The sequence below is a fragment of the Streptomyces sp. NPDC093795 genome, from assembly GCF_044764665.1.
GTDB lineage: Bacteria > Actinomycetota > Actinomycetes > Streptomycetales > Streptomycetaceae > Streptomyces.
Genome location: NZ_JBIWIO010000006.1, coordinates 266,519 through 286,564 on the forward strand (window position 1 = coordinate 266,519; position 20,046 = coordinate 286,564).

Genomic DNA, 20,046 nt, shown 5'->3' on the forward strand with positions numbered 1-20,046 from the left:
AGCACACCCGAGCGGGGCCGCAGGCACAACTGCCCGTGGCCCCGCCTGTCGGTCAACTACCGACTCGGTGTCATGGGCTTCCTGTCCGACCCGGCACTCAAGACCTCCGGCGGCCTCGGCCTGGAGGACCAGCAGGCGGCGCTGCGCTGGGTCCGCGCCAACGCGGGCGCCTTCGGCGGCGATCCCGGCAACGTGACGGTGATGGGTGAATCCGGCGGCGGCTACAGCGTCTGCGGCCACCTCGCCTCACCGAAGTCGGCCGGGCTGTTCGACCGCGCCATCCTGCAGAGCGCGCCCTGCGCCACGGGCGGCTCCCGCACCCGGGAGGAAGCCGAAGCCGAGGCCAAGGCCACACTCTCCAAGCTCAGGGAGCTGAAGTCCGAGCAGGGCAAGGACTGCGAAGACGCGGAGTCCTGCCTGCGCGGCACCGACGCGGCCACGCTCATGAAGGCGTACGGGACCTGGAACGAGCCCCGCCCGATCGCCGGTACCGAACTGATGCCGCTGGCCCCCGCCGAGGCGCTGCGCACGGGCAGGTTCAACCGCGTCCCGGTCCTCATCGGGGTCAACCATGACGAGGAGCGCGGCCGGATCCTCGGCCAGGAGCTGACGGTCGGGCCCATGCCGCCCGAAGCGTACGAGCCCGAAATCCGCACGGAGTTCGGCGCTCAGGCCGACGCGGTGCTGACGCGCTACCCGCTGAGCCGCTTCGGCTCCGCCGGCGAGGCCCTGGCGACCGTCCGGACCGACCACACGTGGTCGGTGCCGACCCTGGACACCGCCCGGCTGCTGTCACGGTGGACGCCGACCCGGATGTTCGAGTTCAGCGAGCGCGAGACGCCCTCGTGGGCAGGCGACCCGAAGCTCAGCTTCGAGCTCCGCGCCTCACACATGTCGGAGCTGTCCTACCTCTTCGACTTCAAGCTGCCCCTGTTCGAGAAGCTGACGAAGAAGCAGAAACGCCTCGGCAAGCGGATGACGGACACCTGGGTGGACTTCGCCGAGTCCGGGAAGACGGACTGGCCGAGCTTCCGCAGCGGCGGCTACGTGCAGTCGCTGACCTCGGGTCCGTGGAAGCGCACCGAGTTCGCCAAGGACCACGACTACGCGTTCTGGAAGAACCTCGGCTAACACCAGGCGCCGTCCCACCGACCGGGGCGCCTGGAACGCTGGGCAGCGCACGACTCGTACCACTACGTGCCAGTCAGGGCGGTAAACAGCGGTCAGCACGGGGAGTCCGCCGGCCCCGGAACTCGTGGGCCAGGACTCCTGCCCTGGCCTGAGCGTCACCTCGGCACCACGGCCTCGCTGCCGATCCTTGGTAGCCTCGACGGTCACTCGCACAACAGACCGACAGTCGCAGGGGTATGCGTGTCGTTCGATGACGAATGGGCCCAGGCGAAAGCCGATGCGCCCTTAGCCGGCCCGACGGCCATGCGGCTCAATCAGTTGCCCGTCGATCAAGGCGGCGCGACCACGAGCGGAACGCTCGACTACAACACGGACTCCATCAACGGGAACGCGAACCTGCTGATCGAGATCGCCGGCTTTCTCCATGAGGGCAGGCCCGACGGGGACCTCGGAACCATGGCGCGCGCGCCGAGGTCCCATGCCGAAGTCGCCGCCCAGGTCGAACGTTTCGGACGTTTCGCCAACGATCAGTTCCTGGACACGGTCGCGCTCCTCGCGGCGCTCGCCACCCGTCTCAAGACCACCGGGACCGACTTCGTCGCCGTGGACGACGCCAACACCCGCCGCTTCCTCGACAGCGTCCTGAGCAACGGCCAGTACGTGGCGCCGGAGGGAAGGTGAGCGGCCTGAGCTACCGCAAGGACGTCGCGTACCTCGAAGGCTGCAACCCCGCCCTCGTCGAGCGGAACGCCGACGAGTTCAAACGCCTCCACGACATGCTGGTCGAGGTCGACGCACCCGCCGAGCGCGCGGAGAAGCGGACCCACTGGCACAGCGAAGGGAGTCAGCACTACGTGTCCCGGCTCGTCGAGGCACGCGAGCTCATGCAGCACATCGCCGAGGGCTACGGCCGCGCTGCCGGCGCCCTGCGGAGCTATGCGTGGGCACTGGAGACGGCGAAGAGTCACTACTCGGACGGCAAGGCCAACGAGCGCAGCCTGGCCGCCCTCATCGGTACCAAGGGCACCGCAATCACTCGCGAGGCACAGGACGCCGAACCCATGCGTCAGTGGGAGGACATGAGAGCCACCACGGGTGTCCTCGACTTCTTCGCCGAACTCACCATGGACGTCGATGACATCCGGGAAGAGGCGAACAAACTCCACGACGCGGCGGGAAGCGCGTTCCACCTCGCCGGGACGACCGAGAAGGAAGCCCGTGACGTGTGCGTACACGGGCTGAAGCAGGCATACGAGCTCCTGCCCGAGTTCCGCATGGGCTCCGTCCAGAGAGTGGACATCGTGGCGGCCATCGCGTCCATGAGGAGCGAAGCCAAGGAGGCCGGCGGCAATCCCCTCACCCACCTGCCCGGCAGCCCACCCAAGCAGGACTACGCCGGAGGAGTCGGCACCCACCCCGTCTCACCGACGCTTCACGACATCCGCACGCGGCTGTCCGCCCTGCCGGGCGCGGAGGACAGCTACTGGAGTCCGCCTTCGTCGGGCCAGGACCGGAAGGACTGGATCAGCGCGAACAAGGAGATCATCGAAGCCGCGGCGAAGAACTCGGGACTACCGGCGGACGTGGTCGCCGGCATCGCCTGGCAGGAGATCGGTGGACAGCCCGGCATCCTCGACGACCTCACGGACACGATTCGTGAGCAGGCCGACGCGCCCTGGGGGCTGAGCCCGGTCTCCCCGGAGAACCTTCCCTGGCGCCTCGGCGGGACCCCTGACGAGACGTCCTTCGGCCCCATCGCCATTCAGGTGCGCCGCGGAGCCGAAGTACTCGGCTACGACCCGGAGAACATGACCGAACAGCAGAGGGCGGTGGTGGAGGAGTCCCTCCAGGACCCGGGGCAGAACATCTTCATCGCGGCGGAGTACCTGGCTCAACTCAAGGCGGAGAGCGAGTTCGCCGACGTTCCCCCGGAGAAGATGACGCCTGAGCAGCGCCAGGAATTGGCGGCACGATACAACGGTGGACCGTACTGGCAGGGCGATGACGCCCAGGCATACGGACGGGCCTTCACCACGAACCTCGACGATGCGAAGGGAGCTCTCCAGTGATGTCCGATCGGCCCGACGCCGCCGGGGCCGCAGGCGACGACGGCTGTCTGCGGTGGGTCATGGCGGTCCCGCTGGTGCTCCTCCACACGATCGCCGCATGGTTCGTGTACACGGCCCTCACCATCCGGCCCGCGGGCAGCTGGGACGACGAGGCCCGGGGAGGAATCGTGCTGTCCTGTGTCCTCGCCATCGCCACGAGCGGTCTCGCCCTGCTGATCACGTTCCTTCCGTCGATCCGTCGCGCCATGGGACCGAGGTGGCTCGCTCCGCCGCTCCTTCTGGGCGCGATCGCGGCCACACGGTGGGCAGTCGGAGGGTGAGGGCGGTCGTCGGCGCCGCGCGCCCCGACCGTGCCCCTCAGGACGGACAACAGGGGTCTACGCGGGTGCCCACGAGCCTGTGACGAGGCGTCAGTTCGTGCCCGGAATCGTCACCCACGGCCACGCGGCGCCGGGCGGTCTTGGATTCCGAGTTCGGTCTCCCGGCGTCCTGGTGAGTACTTCTCCGGGTCAGGTGTTCGTGTGTTCTCGGGGACCACCCGAGACATTTTCTTGACCCGCCGGGAGGGCGGCGGCCTATCGTCGGAGGCCGGCGGTGACCAGTAGGGGAAAGGCGTGTCAGTGGGGGGAGTGCGACAGGTATCCGTTTTGGACGGCTCGCATTCCGGCCTGGAATCGGCTGCGGGCGCCCAGGTGGGTGAGCAGCCCGGTGATCACCCGGCCCACGGTGCGCGTGGAGACGCCCAGACTGTGGGCGATGGATTCGTCCGTACGCCCCTCGGCCATGAGCTGCAGTACCGCGGCCTGCTGCCGGGTGAGGAAGTCGGGCTCGCAGGGCGCTGCCGTCTGGCCGAGCGGGGTCGCGGTCTCCCACATGTGATCGAAGAGCGTGACCAGCACGGAGACGAGGCCAGGGCTGGTGACCAGAGCGGCCGCGGCCGCGGTGTTCGTCGCGTCGACGGCCACCAGGGCGCTGCGGCGGTCCACGATGGTGAGGCGATTGGGCAGGACCGGTCTGGTGCGGACGTGGGCCCCGGCGCTCTCCAGCCAGGTCGCGTACTCCCGGGCGTGGCTGTCGTGACGGATGCTGTCGAGGTAGATGGTTCGCATCACGATGCCTTGCTCGATGTTGCGCAGGCTCAGCGGGCGGGCCGCCTCGATGCTCGCCTGCGACATCTGCGAGTCGGGGGCGAACGTCAGCACCTCGAAGCGGGTCTCCGCGGACAGGAGCTCGATCTGGTCCCGGATCGCGTCGATGCCATCCAGGTACCGGACTCCGGCCTTGGAGGATTCCTGCGCCGAGGAGTCGGCGATCTCGGCCATCAGGCCGACGACGGCGGCCCGAGTCGCCTCCATGCGCTGCTGCTGGGCGGCGAGTTCGGCCTGCTGGCGGGCTTGGAGGAGCTGGAGGGCCAGCTGCGGATCAATGGCGCGGCCCTGCCCGTCGGCACCGCCGCCGCGCAGCAGCGCCATCTCGCTGAGCAGGGTCAGTGAGTGGCGTACGTCGTCCGGGGGCAGCCCCAGACGCTGGGCCATCTCCAGAACACCGTCCTGCGGGTAGGCCAGTTTGCTTCGGTAGACCGATGCGGTCACGTCATCAAGTTCACGCCGATCGAACACAGCCGCCCACTCCCCCATGGAAGACCTGCATGTTGCCGCAGATCAAAGGCCCTGCGTACGAGCGTCAGGCTAGCTTGCCCGGCGGCTTGATCGAAGAGCAGGCGATACGGAATCGGGCGGAGTTTTCCGGCCGATCCGACGAACGCGGCGATGACAGCTCGCCGGTTTGTCCCACCTCTCCGCACGTGTGGGCTTCCGTCCCGCGGGCGAGGACTCATGTGTTGAGGGCACGACAGTTAACCAGGAGGGTTCATGTATCTGGTCCACCTGCACCTGAACGCCCCCCCGGGGGCGGGCGACCTGCCGCGCGGTGTGGAGGCCGCCCTTTCCGAGGTCCAGCCGGCGGTCGAACTGGCCGTCCGACACGTCCGTGCGGAGGCCGACCCGGTGGTCGCCCTCTACATGCGGGCCCCCGATCTGCACACCGCCGAGTACTGGGCCGCGGCGGCCTGGCGCCTCGCCGCGCGCCGGATCCTCGGGGCCGGCGCGTGGACGCTGCTGAAGGCCGAAGTACCGCTGCTTGTCGTCGACGAACTGGCCTGACGGACGCCCTCGAGCGCACGCTCCGAGCGCAGCTGTCGTGTGTAGGACATGTCGGGTCCAGGACAACGAAAACCCTGGATCACCCCTCTCACCTGCGGCAACCTTGAACACGTCAGCAGGAAACGCCGCACCACTCGGGGGACTCCGATCATGCTCAGCCGTCTCAAGGCCGCCACGCTCGTTGCCGTCACCGCCACCACGCTCCTCGCGGGAGCCGTCACCGGCGCCGTCTCGGAATCCATCGGTTCGGACGGTGCGACGTACCAGGCGGACTGGCGCTGGGACTCCGCCCCGCTGACCGCTGACGGAGCGGACAGCTGACCGCCGGCCTCCGGTCCGGCGCGAACAGGGTCCATGAGGCACTGATGGTGACCGCACCGGCCCGCCGGGGAGCGCTTCACCGGACCACCGGCCGATTCTCGTGGCTGGCACCGATGGTCCTCTGGCCGCTCGCGCGGCACCTGCTCACCACCGGTACGGCCCGACCCCAGGGGGGCGGAACCCGCAGGGCGGACGAGGAGGCCGTGTTCGCCGCGGTCCTGTACGTCCTGGTGAGCGGCGAGTCCTGGCGCGCACTGCCGAAGTCCTTTCCCGTCTCCTGGCAGAACGCCCACCGGCGGTTCGGCCAGTGGTGCGACGAAGACCTGTGGAACCGGATGGCAGCCACCGCCCGGGCCACGCCCCACATCTCCGCATCGGTACGCGACTGGGCCGAACGCGTCGCCGAGGCGGCACGGTCCCGCCGAACGGACCGACCCGGTCTTCCCGATCGACTCGACCTCTCCGGTCTCCCCCATCGAAGGGACCCGCAGGACCGGACGGCCCGAACGGACCTCCCGGCCCGGGTTGCCTGACCGCGCCCGACCGCGCCCCCACCCCCGCTCCCTCCCCCTCACCTGCCGTGCCCGTGGCACAGCCATGCCCGTAGGCAGAGCCCTGCCCGCAAGCACCGGCGCAGACTTCCTCACCTTCCCGATTTCCCTCTGAAAGGCTTAGCGTGCGTAGATCCGCGCTCCCCATCGTGGCCGCCATATCCATGGCCATGCTGCTCCCGCAGCAGTTCTCGGCCTCCGCCGAAGAGGCGCCCAGCGCGCCCCTCGCCGCGGGCGAGATCCAGAACATCGGCCCCGGCATGTACCAGTCCGCGACCGACAGTTACCAGGTCTCCGAGAACGACGTCCCGATCGGCCTCATGGGCCGTACGCACACCGTCGCCGGCCAGGCGCAGGGGATCTCGCAGGCCCAGGACGCACCCGAGACCCGCTCCGATCTCGGAGTCTTCGGTCCGAGCTGGGAAGCCGAGTTCGTCGGTGGCCAGCTGAACCGCAAGCTGGCCCAGGACTCGGGGGCGATCACCACCACCGACCTGGACAGCAACTCGTTCACCCGCTACGAACTGACCGAGTCCATGGACGGTCCGGGCGGCGGCAGCATCAACACCTACACGGCGTCCGACGGTTCGACCCTGGTCGAGCACGTGACGTGGGACGACCTCGCCGGTGAGATGCAGTCGAGCATCACCGAGACGCTGAACATCTCCATGGGCGCCGCGGCCGAGGGCGACAGCGGCCCCGTCGGCGCGGACGGCAACCCCATCCCGGAGGCCGATCTCAAGCCCACGTACACCTGGAAGCAGACGTCCGGCACCGGTGACACCTGGCGCGTCACGAGCGTCGGCAACAAGGCGTACAAGCCCACCGCGGTCTCCTACGACGCCCAGGGCCGCGTCGCCACCGTCAGCGAGCCCTCCCGCGGCGAGTCCCCCGCGCTGTCCCTCGCCGTGACCTACGCCACCGCGACCACCGCGACGGGCGCGACCCTCGGTGACGTGGCCGGCCAGGTCAAGGACATCACGGTCACCAGCGGCCAGACCGTCCAGACGCTGGCCCGCTACTCCTACGAGGCCTCAGGTCTGCTCCGCGAGGTCACCAACCCGGCCGAGGGCAGCGAGCTCAGCTCCTACACCTACGACGGCGACGACCGTCTCTCGACCCTGACGAGCGGCGCCGGCGGCGACTGGGAGCTGACGTTCAGCGGCGACGCCGCCGCCCCGCAGGCCGTCGAGACCAGCGGTGTCATCCCCGACGCCGGCTCCATCGCGCCCGGCCAGGAACAGCCCGACGGGGTCAGCCCGCCCTCCTCGGAGTTCATCGGCGGGGACATCACCGACCCGCAGGCCAACCCCCGTGCCTGCTCCTCCCCGGAGTCGTGGATCCGGTGGTGGGGCGACTGCACCACGGCGGTCGCCCACTACGGCTGGAGGTGGCCGTCCTGGAAGCAGACGCCCACCGGCTACTGGGTCCGCGGTGTCTTCTACGACCACTGCACCGACTCGTACGACCGGCCCGGCGGCTTCGACTTCCGCTCCGCGTGCGACGCGCACGACTACGCCTACGGAACCATCGGCAACACCTACAAGGGCTACAGCCGCTACCTGGACCGCAGCAAGGACTACGCCGCCGATGGCGCGTTCTACGACCTGATGAAGAAGAACACCTGCCCGGCCTATTCCTGGTGGGTGCGGGGTGCCTGCGACAAGTTGGCCTACAGCTACTACATCGGCGTCCTCTGGGGCGGCAACCCGAAGAACGGCGCCAACGCGACCCGTTGATCCGTCCGGCGGACACCTCTGACGGACCCGTTCGACGGACACCGCAGGAGCCGGGCGCCCGACATCTCCGGCCGCCCGGCCCCGCGTCTCCCGCCCGCAGCTCTCGACTGCGGCCTCGCCCCACCCTCCGGCTTCACCCGCGCCTGCGTCTTCGCCGTCGTCCGCGCCTTCGCTCGACCCCTTCGCTCGACCCCCTGCCTGACCCCCTGCCTGACCCTTCGGCTTCGCCGCGCTGTCCCCCCGCGCCCGATGGCCGCCCCCCGTTCCCCCTGCCCTCCATGGAGACACGAAGTGAAGAGATCCACGCGGGTCGCGCTCGCCGCCTCGGCGGTAGCCGTGGTGCTCACCGCGATACCGGTCGGCACCAACCCCCTGACCGGTACCAGCCCGGCGTTCGCCGAGGAAAACGGCCCGGTCGACCCGCCGCTGTTCGACGAGACCCAGGACGGCGGCACCGTCCGCGTCAACGTTCTCCTCGACGGGCAGTCGGAGCTCTCCTCGGCCTCCGAAGCGGGTGAGGTCCTCGTCTCCTACGACACCCTGCCGCTGGTCACCCTGCGCGTGGACCGGGCCGGCCTGGATTCGCTGAGCACCATGCCGGGTGTCGTCAGCGTCAGCGAGGACATCCCCGTCGAGCCGACGCTGAACGAGTCCACCGCCAAGATCGGCAGCGACGCGGCCGTCGCCGCCGGGAAGACCGGCGCCGGCAGCGCGATCGCGATCCTCGACACCGGCGTCGCGACCGGGCACCCGTTCCTGGCCGGCCGGGTCAAGGCCGAGGCGTGCTTCTCCGTCACCGACGCCGCCTACGGCGCCACCAGCCTGTGCCCGAACGGCGCGGCCGAACAGGAGGGCCCCGGCAGCGCCGACGCCGACAGCGGCCCGTGCACCACGGTGGGTACCGGCTGCTCCCACGGCACCCACGTCGCCGGCATCGCCGCGGGCAACGGAACCGGCGTGACCGGAGCTCCGACCCGCGGTGTCGCCCCCGGCGCGGACATCATCGCCATGCAGGTGTTCTCCAAGTTCACCTCCGACTCCTACTGCGGGCCGGGAGCCAGCCCCTGCGTCCTCAGCTTCACCAGCTCGCAGATCAAGGCGCTGGAGAAGGTCGCGGCGCTGAAGAGCGCCGGCACCAACGTCATCGCCGCGAACATGTCCCTGGGCGGCGGCCGCTGGACTGCCGCGTGTGCGGCGGACCCCCGTAAGCCGATCATCGACACCCTGTTCAACCAGGGCGTCGCCACCGTCGTCGCGGCCGGCAACAACGGCTATCCGAACGCGGTCAACGCCCCCGGGTGCGTGCCCTCCGCCCTCACGGTGGGCTCCACCACGGATGACGACCAGCTCTCCACCTTCAGCAACCGCGGCCCGCTCCTCGACCTGCTCGCGCCCGGGACCGGCATCGTCTCCTCCGTCCCCGGCGGCGGGTTCGCCTCCAAGAACGGCACCTCGATGGCCGCCCCCCACGTGGCCGGTGCCCTCGCGATCCTCCGACAGGCCCACCCCGGCAAGACCCTCGTCGAGCTGGAGGCCCTGCTGAAGGACGGCGGGACGCCCATCACGTACACCGGCGCGGTCACCCCCCGGCTCCGGATCGACCTCCCGCAGCCGCCGCCGCGTCCCCGCTTCACCGACCTCAACTGTGACGCCGTCGAGGACACCGTCGTCGGTGACCCCAAGGCCGCCGTCGGCGGTCACGCCGACGCCGGAGTGGTCCGCGTGATCTACGGCGGCGGCAAGGGCACCGCCGAGCTCCACCAGGACCTCGCCGCCATCCCGGGCGACGCCGAACCCGGCGACTCCTTCGGCGAGAACCTGGCCACGTTCGACCACGACGAGGACGGTTGCAGCGACCTCGTCGTGGGCGTCCCGAGCGAGGACGTCGCCGCCGCGACCGACGCCGGCGCCGTCAACGTCCTCTACGGCGCCGCGGGTGGCGTGTCCACCGGCAAGGCCGCCCTCAACCTGATCCAGGGCACGGGCGACGGCGCCGTCAAGTCCTCGGTGCCCGAGGCCGGGGACCGCTTGGGCCACGCCGTCGCCGCCGGCCACACCGCCCAGGGCCAGCCCTACCTGCTGATCGGCGTGCCCGGCGAGGACGTCGGCACCGCCGCGGACGCCGGCATCGCGTACTACCTGCGCGGTGCCACCAACGTGGCCACCGAGCAGAACAAGCCCGGCATGGACGGCGACAGCGAGGCCGGCGACCGGTTCGGCACGACCATCGCCGCCTCCGCGAACCACATCGTCATCGGCTCCCCGAACGAAGCCATCGGCACCGCGACCGACGCCGGCAACATCCAGGTGCTCAACCACGAGCTGAACGCCGGCGGCCTGCCCACCCCCCTCGCGGGTCTCAACCAGAACGACCCCCTGGTCAGCAGCCTGGCCGAGGCCGGCGACCTGTTCGGCGGCTCCCTCGCCGCCGCCGCCTACGCACCGTCCGGCGCGAGCGCCGCGACCGACACCGTCATCGCGGTCGGCGTGCCCGGCGAGGGCCTGACGGTCGCTTCGGCCCCCGTCGACCACGCCGGCCAGGCCTACACCTTCCGCATCACCGGGGCGGGCGTCATCACGAAGGTCGCCTCCATCACCGCCGAGGTCGCCGGCGTGGCCGGCACGGCCGCGGCGGGTGACCAGCTCGGTCAGAGCGTGTCCCTGGTCAACCTCGCCCCCGAGGCACCCGCCACCGCGTCGACCCTCGTCCTCGCGGTCGGCATTCCGGGCAAGGACATCGGCGGCGTCGTGGACGCGGGCGCGGTGCAGACCTTCGACCCGCTCGGCGTCCCCGGGGACACCGACCAGTGGATCCAGGCGGGCGACGCCTCCGGCCTGGGCGGCACCCCGACGGCCGGCCACGCCGTAGGCGCCCACCTGGCGGCCACCACGTCGGCGCTCCACGTCGGCGTGGCCAACACCACCCCCTTCGGCGCCGTCCACTCCCTCCCGTGGGGCAACACGACGGCCGGCCGCACCGGCCCCGCCGGCACGGTCACCACTCACCAGCCGGGCCAGAACGGCCTCCCGGCCGCCGGCGGCGCCTTCGGCTGGTCCATCGGCTGACCGCAGCGCGACCCGGTCGCGATCCAGCCACTCGACATCGGCCCGGGAGGATCCCCTCCCGGGCCACCGCCCCTTCATCCCCAGCATGTGCCGTCGTGGGCAACTGCTCCATGACAAAGCCCCAGGTCACAGACCTGGGGCTTGTTCGTGGTCCAGATCTCTCAGGCCTTCGCGGCGAGGGCGTCCGCCCGGGACGCGGCGCCTGGGCCGGGCCCGAACCCCCTGACGATCAGCCACCCGGCCAGACCCAGCTCCCAGGCGAACACCGGGAGCGCGGCGGCCGCCCCCGCCACGGAGAGCTGCGCGTACGCCCCGAACATCACGGCGACGGCCGAGGCGCAGATCAGTGGCCCGCCGACCAGCCCGAGCACGGCGATGAAGCGCGGTACGAGCCGTGCGCGGTACGCCAGGTACGCGAGCAGGACGGTGTTCAGGCCGAGGGCGATGTTGGGCCCGAGCAAAAACGTCCAGTCGTGCACGGCCACCAGCGCGGCATCGGCGCCGTCCGCCGCCCCCGCGTCCCGCCGCAGGGTGACGAGCGCGAGGACGGCGACGATCCCGAGGGCGATGACAGCCGCCTCAAGGAGTCGCCCGAAGGCGTACCCGAGCGCGAGCCCCTCGCCGTGGCGCCGCAGGACGGGGAACAGCGCCGCCCCGGTGCCGGTCACCGCCACGACCAGCACCACCTCGCAGAGGACGCCGAGCAGTGCCCGCGTGTCGGCGCCGTGCGCGAGCCGGCCGTCCGCGGCGCCCAGCAAGGGGCGGTACAGGATCGCCCCGGCTATCGCGGCGGCCTCGGTCAACAGGAACAGCGACCCGGCGGCCACCGCGGTTCTCCGGTCCGGACTCATCTTCTCTCGTACCCCTCGCTCGGTGGTGGTGTACGCCGTACACCTGCCAGTGACCATAGGTGTACGACGTACACTCGTCAAGGAGAAAACCGTCGAGGAGGGAAGGGGCCGAACCGGAATGACCCGGCAGGAAGCCACGCGCACGCAACGGATCCCCCTGAACAGGGACCGCGTCCTGCGCGCCGCCGTCGCGCTCGCCGACGCCACCGGCATCGACGCGCTCAGCATGCGCAGGCTCGCGCAGGAGCTGGGCGTCGTACCGATGGCCCTGTACAAGCACGTGGCCAACAAGGAGGAGCTGCTCGACGGCATGGCCGACGTCGTCGTCGGCGAGATCGACCCGCCGGCCGCGGGCCCCGACTGGCAGCGCGTGGTCCGCGGGCGGATCCTCTCGGCCCGGCGGGTCCTGCTGCGCCACCCCTGGGCGGTCCGGGTCATCGAGTCGCGGACCGGCCCCACCCCGGCCGTGCTCGCGTACCTGGACTCGATGGCCGGGAGCTTCCGGGACGGCGGCCTCTCCGCCGACCTCACGCACCACGTCATGCACGCGATGGGCAGCCGCCTCCTCGGCTTCAGCCAGGAACTGTTCGACACCTCGGGCCCCTCCGGCCCACCGGACCCCGGCCTTGCGGCGCGCTACCCGCACATCGCGGAACTGGCCGCGATGGCCGCGCACGACGGGGGCTCCACGGTCGGTGGCGGCTGCGACGACCAGTTCGAGTTCGAATTCGCCCTGGACCTCCTCCTGGACGGCTTCGAAAACCTCCGCCGCCAGGGCTGGACGTCCGCGCGGAAGACGTAGCGGGTGGGGGTCGCGAAGCCGCCGCCCGCGTCACTGTTCGAGGCCGATTACCTCGTCGCTGGATGCACAAAAATCTGTGTCGGCTGGAGTAGACATTGGGCAGCGGCGTGGCTATGGTTTCTCTCGTAGCCCAGAAAGACCGCAGGGCCTGGCAGAGACGAACTGCCGGCAAGCAGTAACAGCAGTACAGGTAGTTGCAGTCGCAGGACGGTACGGCGGTGGAGTTTCGAAGCCAGGGTTGTTGCAGGACGGCGACGGGACTGACGGCCGGACCGGGTGGCCCGCAGTGATCAGGGGCGACCGACGGCGGGACCGAGGTCATGACAGAAGCGGTACCCGCGAGCGCAGTACGCAGAATCCAGCAGTGAAGTCAACGAGCGGTACCCCCGGTGAAGGCGTCGGCTGCGGACGCGCGCACCGGGAAGTTCGGCAGTGGGGTTCCAAGCCAGAGCAGACGCAGGACGGGCAACGGGGCTGGCTGCCGAAGAGTGGCGCTGCGACAGGTCACAGAGCAGTACGCATCACCCGCAGTACGCAGTACCCGATGGTAGGAAGTTGATCACCGAGGGAAAACGGAGGAACGAGGCACCATCAGGATCGCCCGGACGGAAGTCTTGAGTCCGGGTACCGCAGGACATCGATAGTGAGGTGGTCTCCGGTCAAGCAACCGCGATCCCCGCACGCCCGACAGCAACTGGGTCGGGTACGCGGACACAGAAGGCCGGCGCGGTATCAGGGTCGGCACGTGGTGTAGCAGTTCCTTCGGGGCCCTGGTGCCGTACGGCGCCAGGGCCCCTCCACGCGTTCCACAAAGAGGTGCAAATGACAGCAGATGACTCGTACGGCCGTCTCGACGACGACGACTACCCCGCCTACACCATGGGCCGGGCCGCCGAGATGCTCGGCACCACCCAGGGCTTCCTCCGCGCCATCGGAGAAGCCCGCCTCATCACCCCGCTCCGCTCAGCCGGCGGCCACCGACGCTACTCCCGCTACCAACTGCGCATCGCCGCACGCGCCCGCGAACTCGTCGACCAAGGCACACCCATCGAAGCCGCCTGCCGCATCATCGTCCTCGAAGACCAGCTCGAAGAAGCCCAGCGCATCAACGCCGAATACCGCCGCGCCGCCGAACCCGACGCACCCGCGGCTGCGGCTGCGGCCTGAGACGGTGCGGCCCCGCCGTGCCTCGAGCTCCCTTTGCCCACGCCTTCGGCGTGGGCGTTTTGCTGTGAAGAGCAGGGCGACAGCCGGCCTGACAGGCCAGCTCGGCGCGTGGCGCCTACTCTGGAAGGGAGGTACCTGCGAGGCCGGAGGTCAGCATGATCATTCTCGGACTCATCCTGCTCGTCATCGGATTTGTGGCCAGCATTTCCATCTTGTGGACGATCGGGATCGTTCTCGTCGTGATCGGGGTCATCCTGTGGATCCTCGGGGCGGTCGGCCACGCGGTCGGCGGACGCCGTCATTATTGGTAGGCGGCTCGGCTCCGAGCCGACGCGGCCCCGTGGCCGAGTCTTCACGCCCGCACCATCCGAGCCGGCCCGCCGGTCACGCCGGCGGCCGGCTCGAGCGGGATCCGGTCAGAACTCCAGCACCTCGCGGTCGAGCGGATACCGCGCATGGTGAAGGCCCTCGTGCGGTGAGGGTGTGATCGGCAGGACGCCGGTCGGCTGCAGGCCCACGTTGTCGTCCCAGATGCGGGGTTCGACCTGTCCGACGACGCGGAACTTCCGGAAGGTGAACGGCGGGCTGTCGGTCGGGAAGAACTCGGCCGTGGTCATCACCTGGAAGTGCAGGTGCGGCGTGGTCGAGTTGCCGCTGTTGCCGATCAGCCCGAGAACCTGGCCGGGTTCGACGTGGTCGCCCTCCCTGACCTTGAGCGAGCCGGGCTTCAGGTGGGCGTAGAGCAGGTAGCGGCCCGGCGCGACCTCCAGGGTGACGTGGTTGCCGACGGTCTCCTCGATCGGCGGGACCGGCGGCGTGACAGGCGGCGTATTGTCCGGGATCCCGTCCTGGACCTCCACCACTCTGCCGCCGGCCGCGGCGACGGCCGGCTGCCGGTAGCTCAGGTAGCTGGTGAGCCGCGCGGGGTCGCCTTCCCAGGTCTGCCCTTGCTCGCCGACCCGGTACCAGTCGATCGCGAAGCGCTGCGGTACGTAGAAGCGACCGTTGATCGGGCCGAGGCCGCGCCGGTGGTGGGTGTTGCCGCAGCACGACTCGCTGGAGTACCAGGTGCCGGGGCGGACGGGCGCGTTCAAGTTCAGCGGCGCGGTGCGGTCCGTCGGGGTGACCTGGACCGTCTCCTCGAACGCCGAGGAACCCCCGGAGGCATTGAGGACGGCGCCCGAGAGATGGTGTTCGAGGACCTTGGGCACCCGCTGACCGCGATCGAGGGTGAGGTCGATCCAGACGACCCACTGCCCGATGCCCGACGCCCCCGCACCCACGGCCCTCTACCGCGCCGTGGTCCGCCTCACCCGGCCCGGCAGCTGAACGCGCCTCGGCTTATGCGGCCGAGCCCCCCTGACACCGTTCCCCATCCGCGCCCTCGGGGCGGTGAACAGCGGTCAGGACGGGTAGCGCGGGACCGGCGGAAGGACTCGTGAGCTTCGTTGCCCCGGGTTCGGCAAGGGGTGCCCCCGTCCGGCCGGATGCCGAAGAATGAGCCCATGGCTGATGCTGGGGGATTCCGGGAAGGGCTCGCTGCGCGCATCGCGCGATTCGATCGGGAGGGAGCGCGACGGGCCGCCGGTCTGGCGGAGAAGGAGCGGCAGCGGGTGCTGTCCTTCTTTCCGCTTTCGGGCTGGGGAGACCTGGAGCTGGAACGGTACGCGCTGGGGCCCGACAGCCGCCGGAACGGGCTCTCCTTCTGCCGGCTGATGGAGTACGGCACCGATCATTTCGGCAGCATCCGCGGCGGCAGCGCGGCGAAGCACATCGTCTACCAGCACCGGTCGGGTGAGTGGCGAGTCGTGCCCAGCGCACTGCGCGGCCTCGAGGTGGAAGCGGCTTGGGCCCAGGTGCGCTCCGAGTTCGTGACGGCCTTCGCCGCTGCGGGCCGGGGGACGTACGAACGGCTGGACGATCTCGAGTCGCTGTCGTACGGCCAGGCACTGACCACCAAGGCGTTGGCGGTCTACTTCCCCGGTGAGTTCCTGCCCATCTTCTCGGCCGCGCACGTCCGGCACTTCACCGCGTTGCTGGGCGGCAAGCCACGTGCGTACTCCTCCGGGGTACGTACGTGGCGGGCGAACCGCGAGCTGCTCGAACTCCTGCATGAGTACGAGGAGCTCAAGGGGTGGAGTCCGCATGAGGTGATGGACTTCCTGTACACCTTCCACGATCCGCGCCCGCAGGACCGAGTGGTCTGGAAGATCGCGCCCGGGGAGCGCGCGAGCCTCTGGGACGACTGCCTCCAGAACCGTCGCATCCGGATCGGCTGGGACGAGGTGGGCAGTCTGGGGCAGTACGAGAGCGACCAGGAGCTCAGGGCCGCACTGGACCAGCACTGGCCGCACAGCACCGGCGGAAACCTGCGGCTCGCACGGCAGATGCTGGCTTTCCGCGACATGGAGCGGGGCGATCTCATCGTCGCCAACCGAGGAAAATCAGAGGTGCTGGCCGTGGGCACCGTCGTGGGCGGGTACGCGTACGAATCCGGCGTGCGGGCCTACCGCCACACCGTAGGCGTGGAGTGGGACACCTCGTACGCCCAGAGCTTCGATACGCCCCGGCACGCCTGGCAGCAGACGCTTGCCAAGGTGCCCGCCACCCTGATGCGGGAGATCCGGCACGGGCGAGGCCGACGCGGCACCGCCGAAGCTCTCGACCCGGCAGGCGGGGCCGAGGGGGCCGACGAGACCGGCGCCCTGGGGAGGAGCGCGGTGGAGGGAGCCGTGCTGCCCGATGACGAGCTCCCCGACGGCGTGCGGACCGTACGGGAGCTGCTGGAGCACAAGGGGCAGGTCGTACTCCAGGGGCCACCCGGCACCGGAAAGACCCGGCTGGCGCTCGACGTCGCCCTGTCGCTCGCGGGACGCGCGGACCTGATCGAGGCGACTCCGGCAGAGCGGGCCGCTGCTCTCGCGGAACTGTCCGCAGTGCCCGAGCACGCGAGTGAGCCCCTGGAGGAGCGCGCCGCACGGCTCACGATGGTGACCTTCCATCCGTCCTACGGGTACGAGGACTTCGTCGAGGGATTCAGGCCGGACACGGCAGCGGAGGGGGCCGGCCTCCATCTGAAGATGAAGAAGGGGGTCTTCCTCCGGGTCTGCGCGGCCGCCGAGAAGTCTTCGAACGAGACCTTCCTCATTGTCGTGGACGAGATCAATCGCGGTGATCTCCCCCGCATTCTCGGCGAGTTGATCACCCTGCTGGAGCTCGACAAGCGGGGGTCGGTCTCCATCACCTTGCCGACCAGCGGGCGACAGCTGACCGTTCCCCCGAACGTCCGCATCATCGGCACCATGAATTCCGCCGACCGCAGCGTGCACCACATCGACTCCGCGATCCGACGCAGATTCGCGTTCCTCGACGTGCCGCCGGACCTGGACGCCCTGGACGGCGAGGTCGAAGGGCTGGGGCTGGCCACCTTGCTGGAGGGACTGAACGAGCGGCTCGACGCGCATTTCGGCCCGGACCATCTGCTCGGCCAGGCGTACCTCCTCGCGGACGACCGCCCGCTCGCCACCGTCGAGCAGCTCTCCCACGCCTTCCACCACGAGATCGTGCCGCTCGTGACGGACTACTGCCTCGGCCGTCCCGAGATGCTGCGGGCCGTCCTGGGCGAGCTGGTGGACGACAAGACGGGTCGGGTCGTCCAGACGAACCCGCAGGACCTTCCGGGAATGCTGGCGAAGGTCTTCGTCAGCGCCGGGATCACCGAAGAGGACGGCACGTCGGTCGAGCCCGAATGGAACGAGGAGTAGCCGAGTGCCACGGGGAGCCGCGAGGAGGGAAGTGACACTCGATGAGTACACGTCCGACAAAGTGCCGAAATCCGATCTGAGCTCCGCCGATCTCGACAGGCTCCGTTCTCTCAAGTCCGTCGGTGTGGTGGAGAGGCAGGACCACTATGTCCTCACCGCACGGACGGTCACCGGGGTTCTGGAGCTCAGCCGCATCCGGCTGGTGCTCCGCCCCAAATTGCCGATCGCGGGAAACCGCCTGATCAACTGGCTCTCGTACGCCAACGGACAGAGCAGCACCACCGACGAGGAGTTGCGCGATTGGCCTCTCGGCGAGGATGGGTACGCGGGACTGGTACCCGCCGCCCTGCTGCACGAGTGCCGCCTGCTGCTGCGCCGCGGCCTGCGCCGGGACTACGTGCGCCGGCAGCGCGTGGACACCACCCTGCGGGGCCGGCTGAACGTGGAAGCACAGGCCACCAGGTGTTTCGGCGCCGTCGACCGGTTGCACGTCAGGACCTTCGAGTACGAGGACGGGGGCTGGGAGAACCTCGTGTGCGGAGCCGCCCTGGCCGCCGCGGCCGGGCGAGTGACCTCTCCGCTCCTCAAGCGCCAACTGGACCTCACGGCACAGGACTTCCCGACCTCCCTCCGGCTCCCTGACGTGCTGCCGCTGCTCGCCCGTGCGCAGTACTCCGCACTCAACGCCCACTACCGGCCCGCCCACGCATGGGCACGCATGGTGCTCGGCGGCGGCGGACCCAACGATCTGCTGAACCCGTACGGCTTCGGGGCGCAAGGGCTGCTGCTCAAGCTGGACGGTCTCTGGGAGAGCGTGGTCCGGCGGATGGCGGCAGAGGCAGCGGCCGCTGTCGGAGGCCGGTGGGCCCGGGACGCGAGCCACCACATCCGTACCCACGGAAGGCACGGGAGCAGCACCCCGCCCTTCCTGCCCGACGCGTTGTTGTCCTTCGCCCCGCCCGGCGCATCGTCCGCGCCCTGCCTGGCTGTGGACGCGAAGTACAAGAACTATGCGAAGAGGAACGTCTCCCGCGAGGACCGCCACCAGCTCCTCACGTACATCGCCGGCTACACCGACCCCGCGAATCCCCTCGCCCTGGTGGTCCACCCCGACCCTCGGGGCCCGTCCAGCCACCAGCTGGAATTCCGCGGGCCGCGCGGCCTGGTGGGCCGCATCCTGGTGCTCGGCCTGGACACCCGCTCCGATCCGCGGGCCGCGGCCGAACCGCTGCGGAAGGCGATCGCCGGCTTCGCCGCGTCCGTGGCCACGAGCTGACCAGCTTGTGGCAGGTTCGATTCCCGTCATCCGCTCCATGACGAAAGCCCCAGGTCAGTGGCCTGGGGCTGCGTCGTTGGCTGAGCCTCGTGCGGTGTCGCCCTGCGGCGCCGAGGGCGTCAGCTCTGTGTGGTGTCGTCGCCCGTCTGACCGGCGGCCTCGGCTGTGCCCGCCTTCTCGCGCATCTTGCGCACCAGCTCCGCCTTCTGGGCGGCGGCGCCCTGGCGGTCGAGATTGCGGTGCGGACCGTTGTTCTGGCGCTCGGCGCGGGACTGCCTCTTGCGCTGGCCGCCGCCCTGGCCCACGGGGTTGTTGATGTTCTTGCTCACGGTCACGGGTTCTCCCGGTGGTGATGTGAAGTGTTCTACGGATTCATCGGTGCTGGAAGAACAGGACAAGACGTTACCCGGTTCCCCCGCGTCGCCGGGGAGCGGGAGGGCCCCGGTGGCCGGGCCGGGCCGTCGTCCAGGCGAGTGTGACGGGGGCCGAGGTCGGCGGTGGCGGCCCGCCTGTTCATTCGCGGTGAATGAATACCTGTGTTCGCGGCCTGAGGATTTAGCCGTCCCCGCTCGGAGAGTTCTTGTCGGCAACACGCAGGGGGAAATATTCGACGCACGCAGGCTGCGGCGACGTGCTACTGTCGAAAGCAGTTGCAGTTTTGGTACCCAAAGACTTCAAGCGCCTCCCATCGGCCGTTCGCCGTACGGAAGCGCTTTGTATTTCCGGTCATTTTCCGGGCAGGGCATCATCGCGGCGACACGGGCATCCGTAAGGTACGGATGCCGGCGTATTGCCCCAAGGAGATATGACATGGCTGCTGGCACCGTGAAGTGGTTCAACGCGGAAAAGGGCTTCGGCTTCATCGAGCAGGACGGTGGCGGCCCCGACGTGTTCGCCCACTTCTCGAACATCGCCGCCCAGGGCTTCCGTGAGCTTCAGGAGGGCCAGAAGGTGACCTTCGACATCGCGCAGGGCCAGAAGGGCCCGACGGCCGAGAACATCGTCTCCGCCTGACGCTGACGCGTAATCGTAGCTGGGGCCCGCATCCCTCGGGGTGCGGGCCCCAGCTGCATGCATTTCGCAGGAATTTCATATGCACCTGCGTCTCTCGTATTTTTTCGCTTGCCGGCTCGCCCGCTGTCCCCGT

At 69.9% G+C, this 20,046-nt stretch carries 19 protein-coding genes; 15 read left to right on the forward strand and 4 right to left on the reverse strand.

What is annotated here, in order from left to right; all coding sequences use genetic code 11:
* Positions 1-45 precede the first annotated feature (45 nt).
* The 4 genes from ACIRB7_RS18660 (at position 46) to ACIRB7_RS18675 (ending at position 3,520) form a co-directional block, all read left to right on the forward strand.
* Complete coding sequence (locus tag ACIRB7_RS18660; RefSeq protein WP_403599985.1) at positions 46-1,131, forward strand: carboxylesterase family protein; 1,086 nt, start codon at positions 46-48, stop codon at positions 1,129-1,131.
* 240 nt (positions 1,132-1,371) lie between these two features.
* Positions 1,372-1,812 (forward strand): hypothetical protein, encoded by a 441-nt coding sequence (locus ACIRB7_RS18665; RefSeq protein WP_403599453.1) that lies wholly within the window; start codon positions 1,372-1,374, stop codon positions 1,810-1,812.
* The gene (locus ACIRB7_RS18670; RefSeq protein WP_403599456.1) at positions 1,809-3,200 is read left to right on the forward strand and encodes a hypothetical protein; all 1,392 of its coding nucleotides are present in this window, start codon (positions 1,809-1,811) and stop codon (positions 3,198-3,200) included. The genes ACIRB7_RS18665 and ACIRB7_RS18670 overlap by 4 nt, the downstream gene beginning before the upstream one ends.
* A complete protein-coding gene (locus ACIRB7_RS18675) occupies positions 3,200-3,520 on the forward strand; it encodes a hypothetical protein (RefSeq protein ID WP_403599459.1) in 321 nt (106 codons plus the stop codon). Before ACIRB7_RS18670 ends, ACIRB7_RS18675 begins: the two co-directional genes overlap by 1 nt.
* Before the next feature lie 297 nt (positions 3,521-3,817).
* Here ACIRB7_RS18675 and ACIRB7_RS18680 read toward each other — a convergent pair whose 3' ends face one another.
* Positions 3,818-4,792: a LuxR C-terminal-related transcriptional regulator gene (locus ACIRB7_RS18680; protein WP_403599462.1), complete on the reverse strand. Its 975-nt coding sequence runs from the start codon at positions 4,790-4,792 to the stop codon at positions 3,818-3,820.
* Positions 4,793-5,071: 279 nt separating this feature from the next.
* Between ACIRB7_RS18680 and ACIRB7_RS18685 the strand changes: the two genes are divergently transcribed.
* The 5 genes from ACIRB7_RS18685 to ACIRB7_RS18705 all read left to right on the forward strand — a co-directional run bounded on the left by ACIRB7_RS18685 (position 5,072) and on the right by ACIRB7_RS18705 (position 11,039).
* Positions 5,072-5,362, forward strand: a complete 291-nt coding sequence (locus ACIRB7_RS18685; RefSeq protein WP_403599466.1) for a hypothetical protein — start codon at positions 5,072-5,074, stop codon at positions 5,360-5,362.
* 150 nt (positions 5,363-5,512) lie between these two features.
* The gene (locus ACIRB7_RS18690) at positions 5,513-5,683 is read left to right on the forward strand and encodes a hypothetical protein (RefSeq protein WP_403599469.1); all 171 of its coding nucleotides are present in this window, start codon (positions 5,513-5,515) and stop codon (positions 5,681-5,683) included.
* 44 nt (positions 5,684-5,727) lie between these two features.
* Positions 5,728-6,216, forward strand: coding sequence for a transposase (locus ACIRB7_RS18695; protein WP_403599472.1), 489 nt, complete (start codon positions 5,728-5,730; stop codon positions 6,214-6,216).
* Between the two features lie 167 nt (positions 6,217-6,383).
* Positions 6,384-7,973: a phospholipase A2 gene (locus tag ACIRB7_RS18700; protein WP_403599475.1), complete on the forward strand. Its 1,590-nt coding sequence runs from the start codon at positions 6,384-6,386 to the stop codon at positions 7,971-7,973.
* A 291-nt stretch (positions 7,974-8,264) separates the two neighbouring features.
* Positions 8,265-11,039, forward strand: a complete 2,775-nt coding sequence (locus ACIRB7_RS18705) for a S8 family serine peptidase (protein WP_403599478.1) — start codon at positions 8,265-8,267, stop codon at positions 11,037-11,039.
* Between the two features lie 161 nt (positions 11,040-11,200).
* On the opposite strand, the gene ACIRB7_RS18710 is transcribed toward ACIRB7_RS18705, so the two are convergent.
* Positions 11,201-11,890 (reverse strand): DUF4386 domain-containing protein, encoded by a 690-nt coding sequence (locus tag ACIRB7_RS18710; protein WP_403599481.1) that lies wholly within the window; start codon positions 11,888-11,890, stop codon positions 11,201-11,203.
* Between the two features lie 118 nt (positions 11,891-12,008).
* On the opposite strand from ACIRB7_RS18710, the gene ACIRB7_RS18715 reads away from it, so the two are divergent.
* The 3 genes from ACIRB7_RS18715 to ACIRB7_RS18725 all read left to right on the forward strand — a co-directional run bounded on the left by ACIRB7_RS18715 (position 12,009) and on the right by ACIRB7_RS18725 (position 14,170).
* Entirely contained in the window at positions 12,009-12,692 is a 684-nt protein-coding gene (locus ACIRB7_RS18715; RefSeq protein ID WP_403599484.1) for a TetR/AcrR family transcriptional regulator C-terminal domain-containing protein, read from the forward strand.
* A gap of 822 nt (positions 12,693-13,514) precedes the next feature.
* Positions 13,515-13,859 carry a MerR family transcriptional regulator gene (locus ACIRB7_RS18720; protein ID WP_403599487.1) on the forward strand — a complete coding sequence of 115 codons (345 nt, stop codon included), beginning with the start codon at positions 13,515-13,517 and terminating at the stop codon, positions 13,857-13,859.
* 155 nt (positions 13,860-14,014) lie between these two features.
* Positions 14,015-14,170 (forward strand): DUF6131 family protein, encoded by a 156-nt coding sequence (locus ACIRB7_RS18725; RefSeq protein ID WP_403599490.1) that lies wholly within the window; start codon positions 14,015-14,017, stop codon positions 14,168-14,170.
* A gap of 105 nt (positions 14,171-14,275) precedes the next feature.
* Here the strand turns inward: ACIRB7_RS18725 and ACIRB7_RS18730 are convergent, their stop codons facing one another.
* Entirely contained in the window at positions 14,276-15,142 is an 867-nt protein-coding gene (locus tag ACIRB7_RS18730; RefSeq protein ID WP_403599493.1) for a M23 family metallopeptidase, read from the reverse strand.
* Positions 15,143-15,472: 330 nt separating this feature from the next.
* Between ACIRB7_RS18730 and ACIRB7_RS18735 the strand changes: the two genes are divergently transcribed.
* On the forward strand, positions 15,473-17,623 hold the full coding sequence (locus ACIRB7_RS18735; RefSeq protein ID WP_403599496.1) for an McrB family protein: 2,151 nt from the start codon (positions 15,473-15,475) through the stop codon (positions 17,621-17,623).
* A 31-nt stretch (positions 17,624-17,654) separates the two neighbouring features.
* Positions 17,655-18,899: a PE-PGRS family protein gene (locus tag ACIRB7_RS18740; RefSeq protein ID WP_403599499.1), complete on the forward strand. Its 1,245-nt coding sequence runs from the start codon at positions 17,655-17,657 to the stop codon at positions 18,897-18,899.
* A gap of 119 nt (positions 18,900-19,018) precedes the next feature.
* Here ACIRB7_RS18740 and ACIRB7_RS18745 read toward each other — a convergent pair whose 3' ends face one another.
* Positions 19,019-19,234, reverse strand: a complete 216-nt coding sequence (locus tag ACIRB7_RS18745; RefSeq protein WP_403599501.1) for a DUF6243 family protein — start codon at positions 19,232-19,234, stop codon at positions 19,019-19,021.
* A gap of 475 nt (positions 19,235-19,709) precedes the next feature.
* Here ACIRB7_RS18745 and ACIRB7_RS18750 point away from each other — a divergent pair, with 475 nt between their 5' ends.
* Positions 19,710-19,913 (forward strand): cold-shock protein, encoded by a 204-nt coding sequence (locus ACIRB7_RS18750; RefSeq protein WP_351210659.1) that lies wholly within the window; start codon positions 19,710-19,712, stop codon positions 19,911-19,913.
* Positions 19,914-20,046 lie beyond the last annotated feature (133 nt).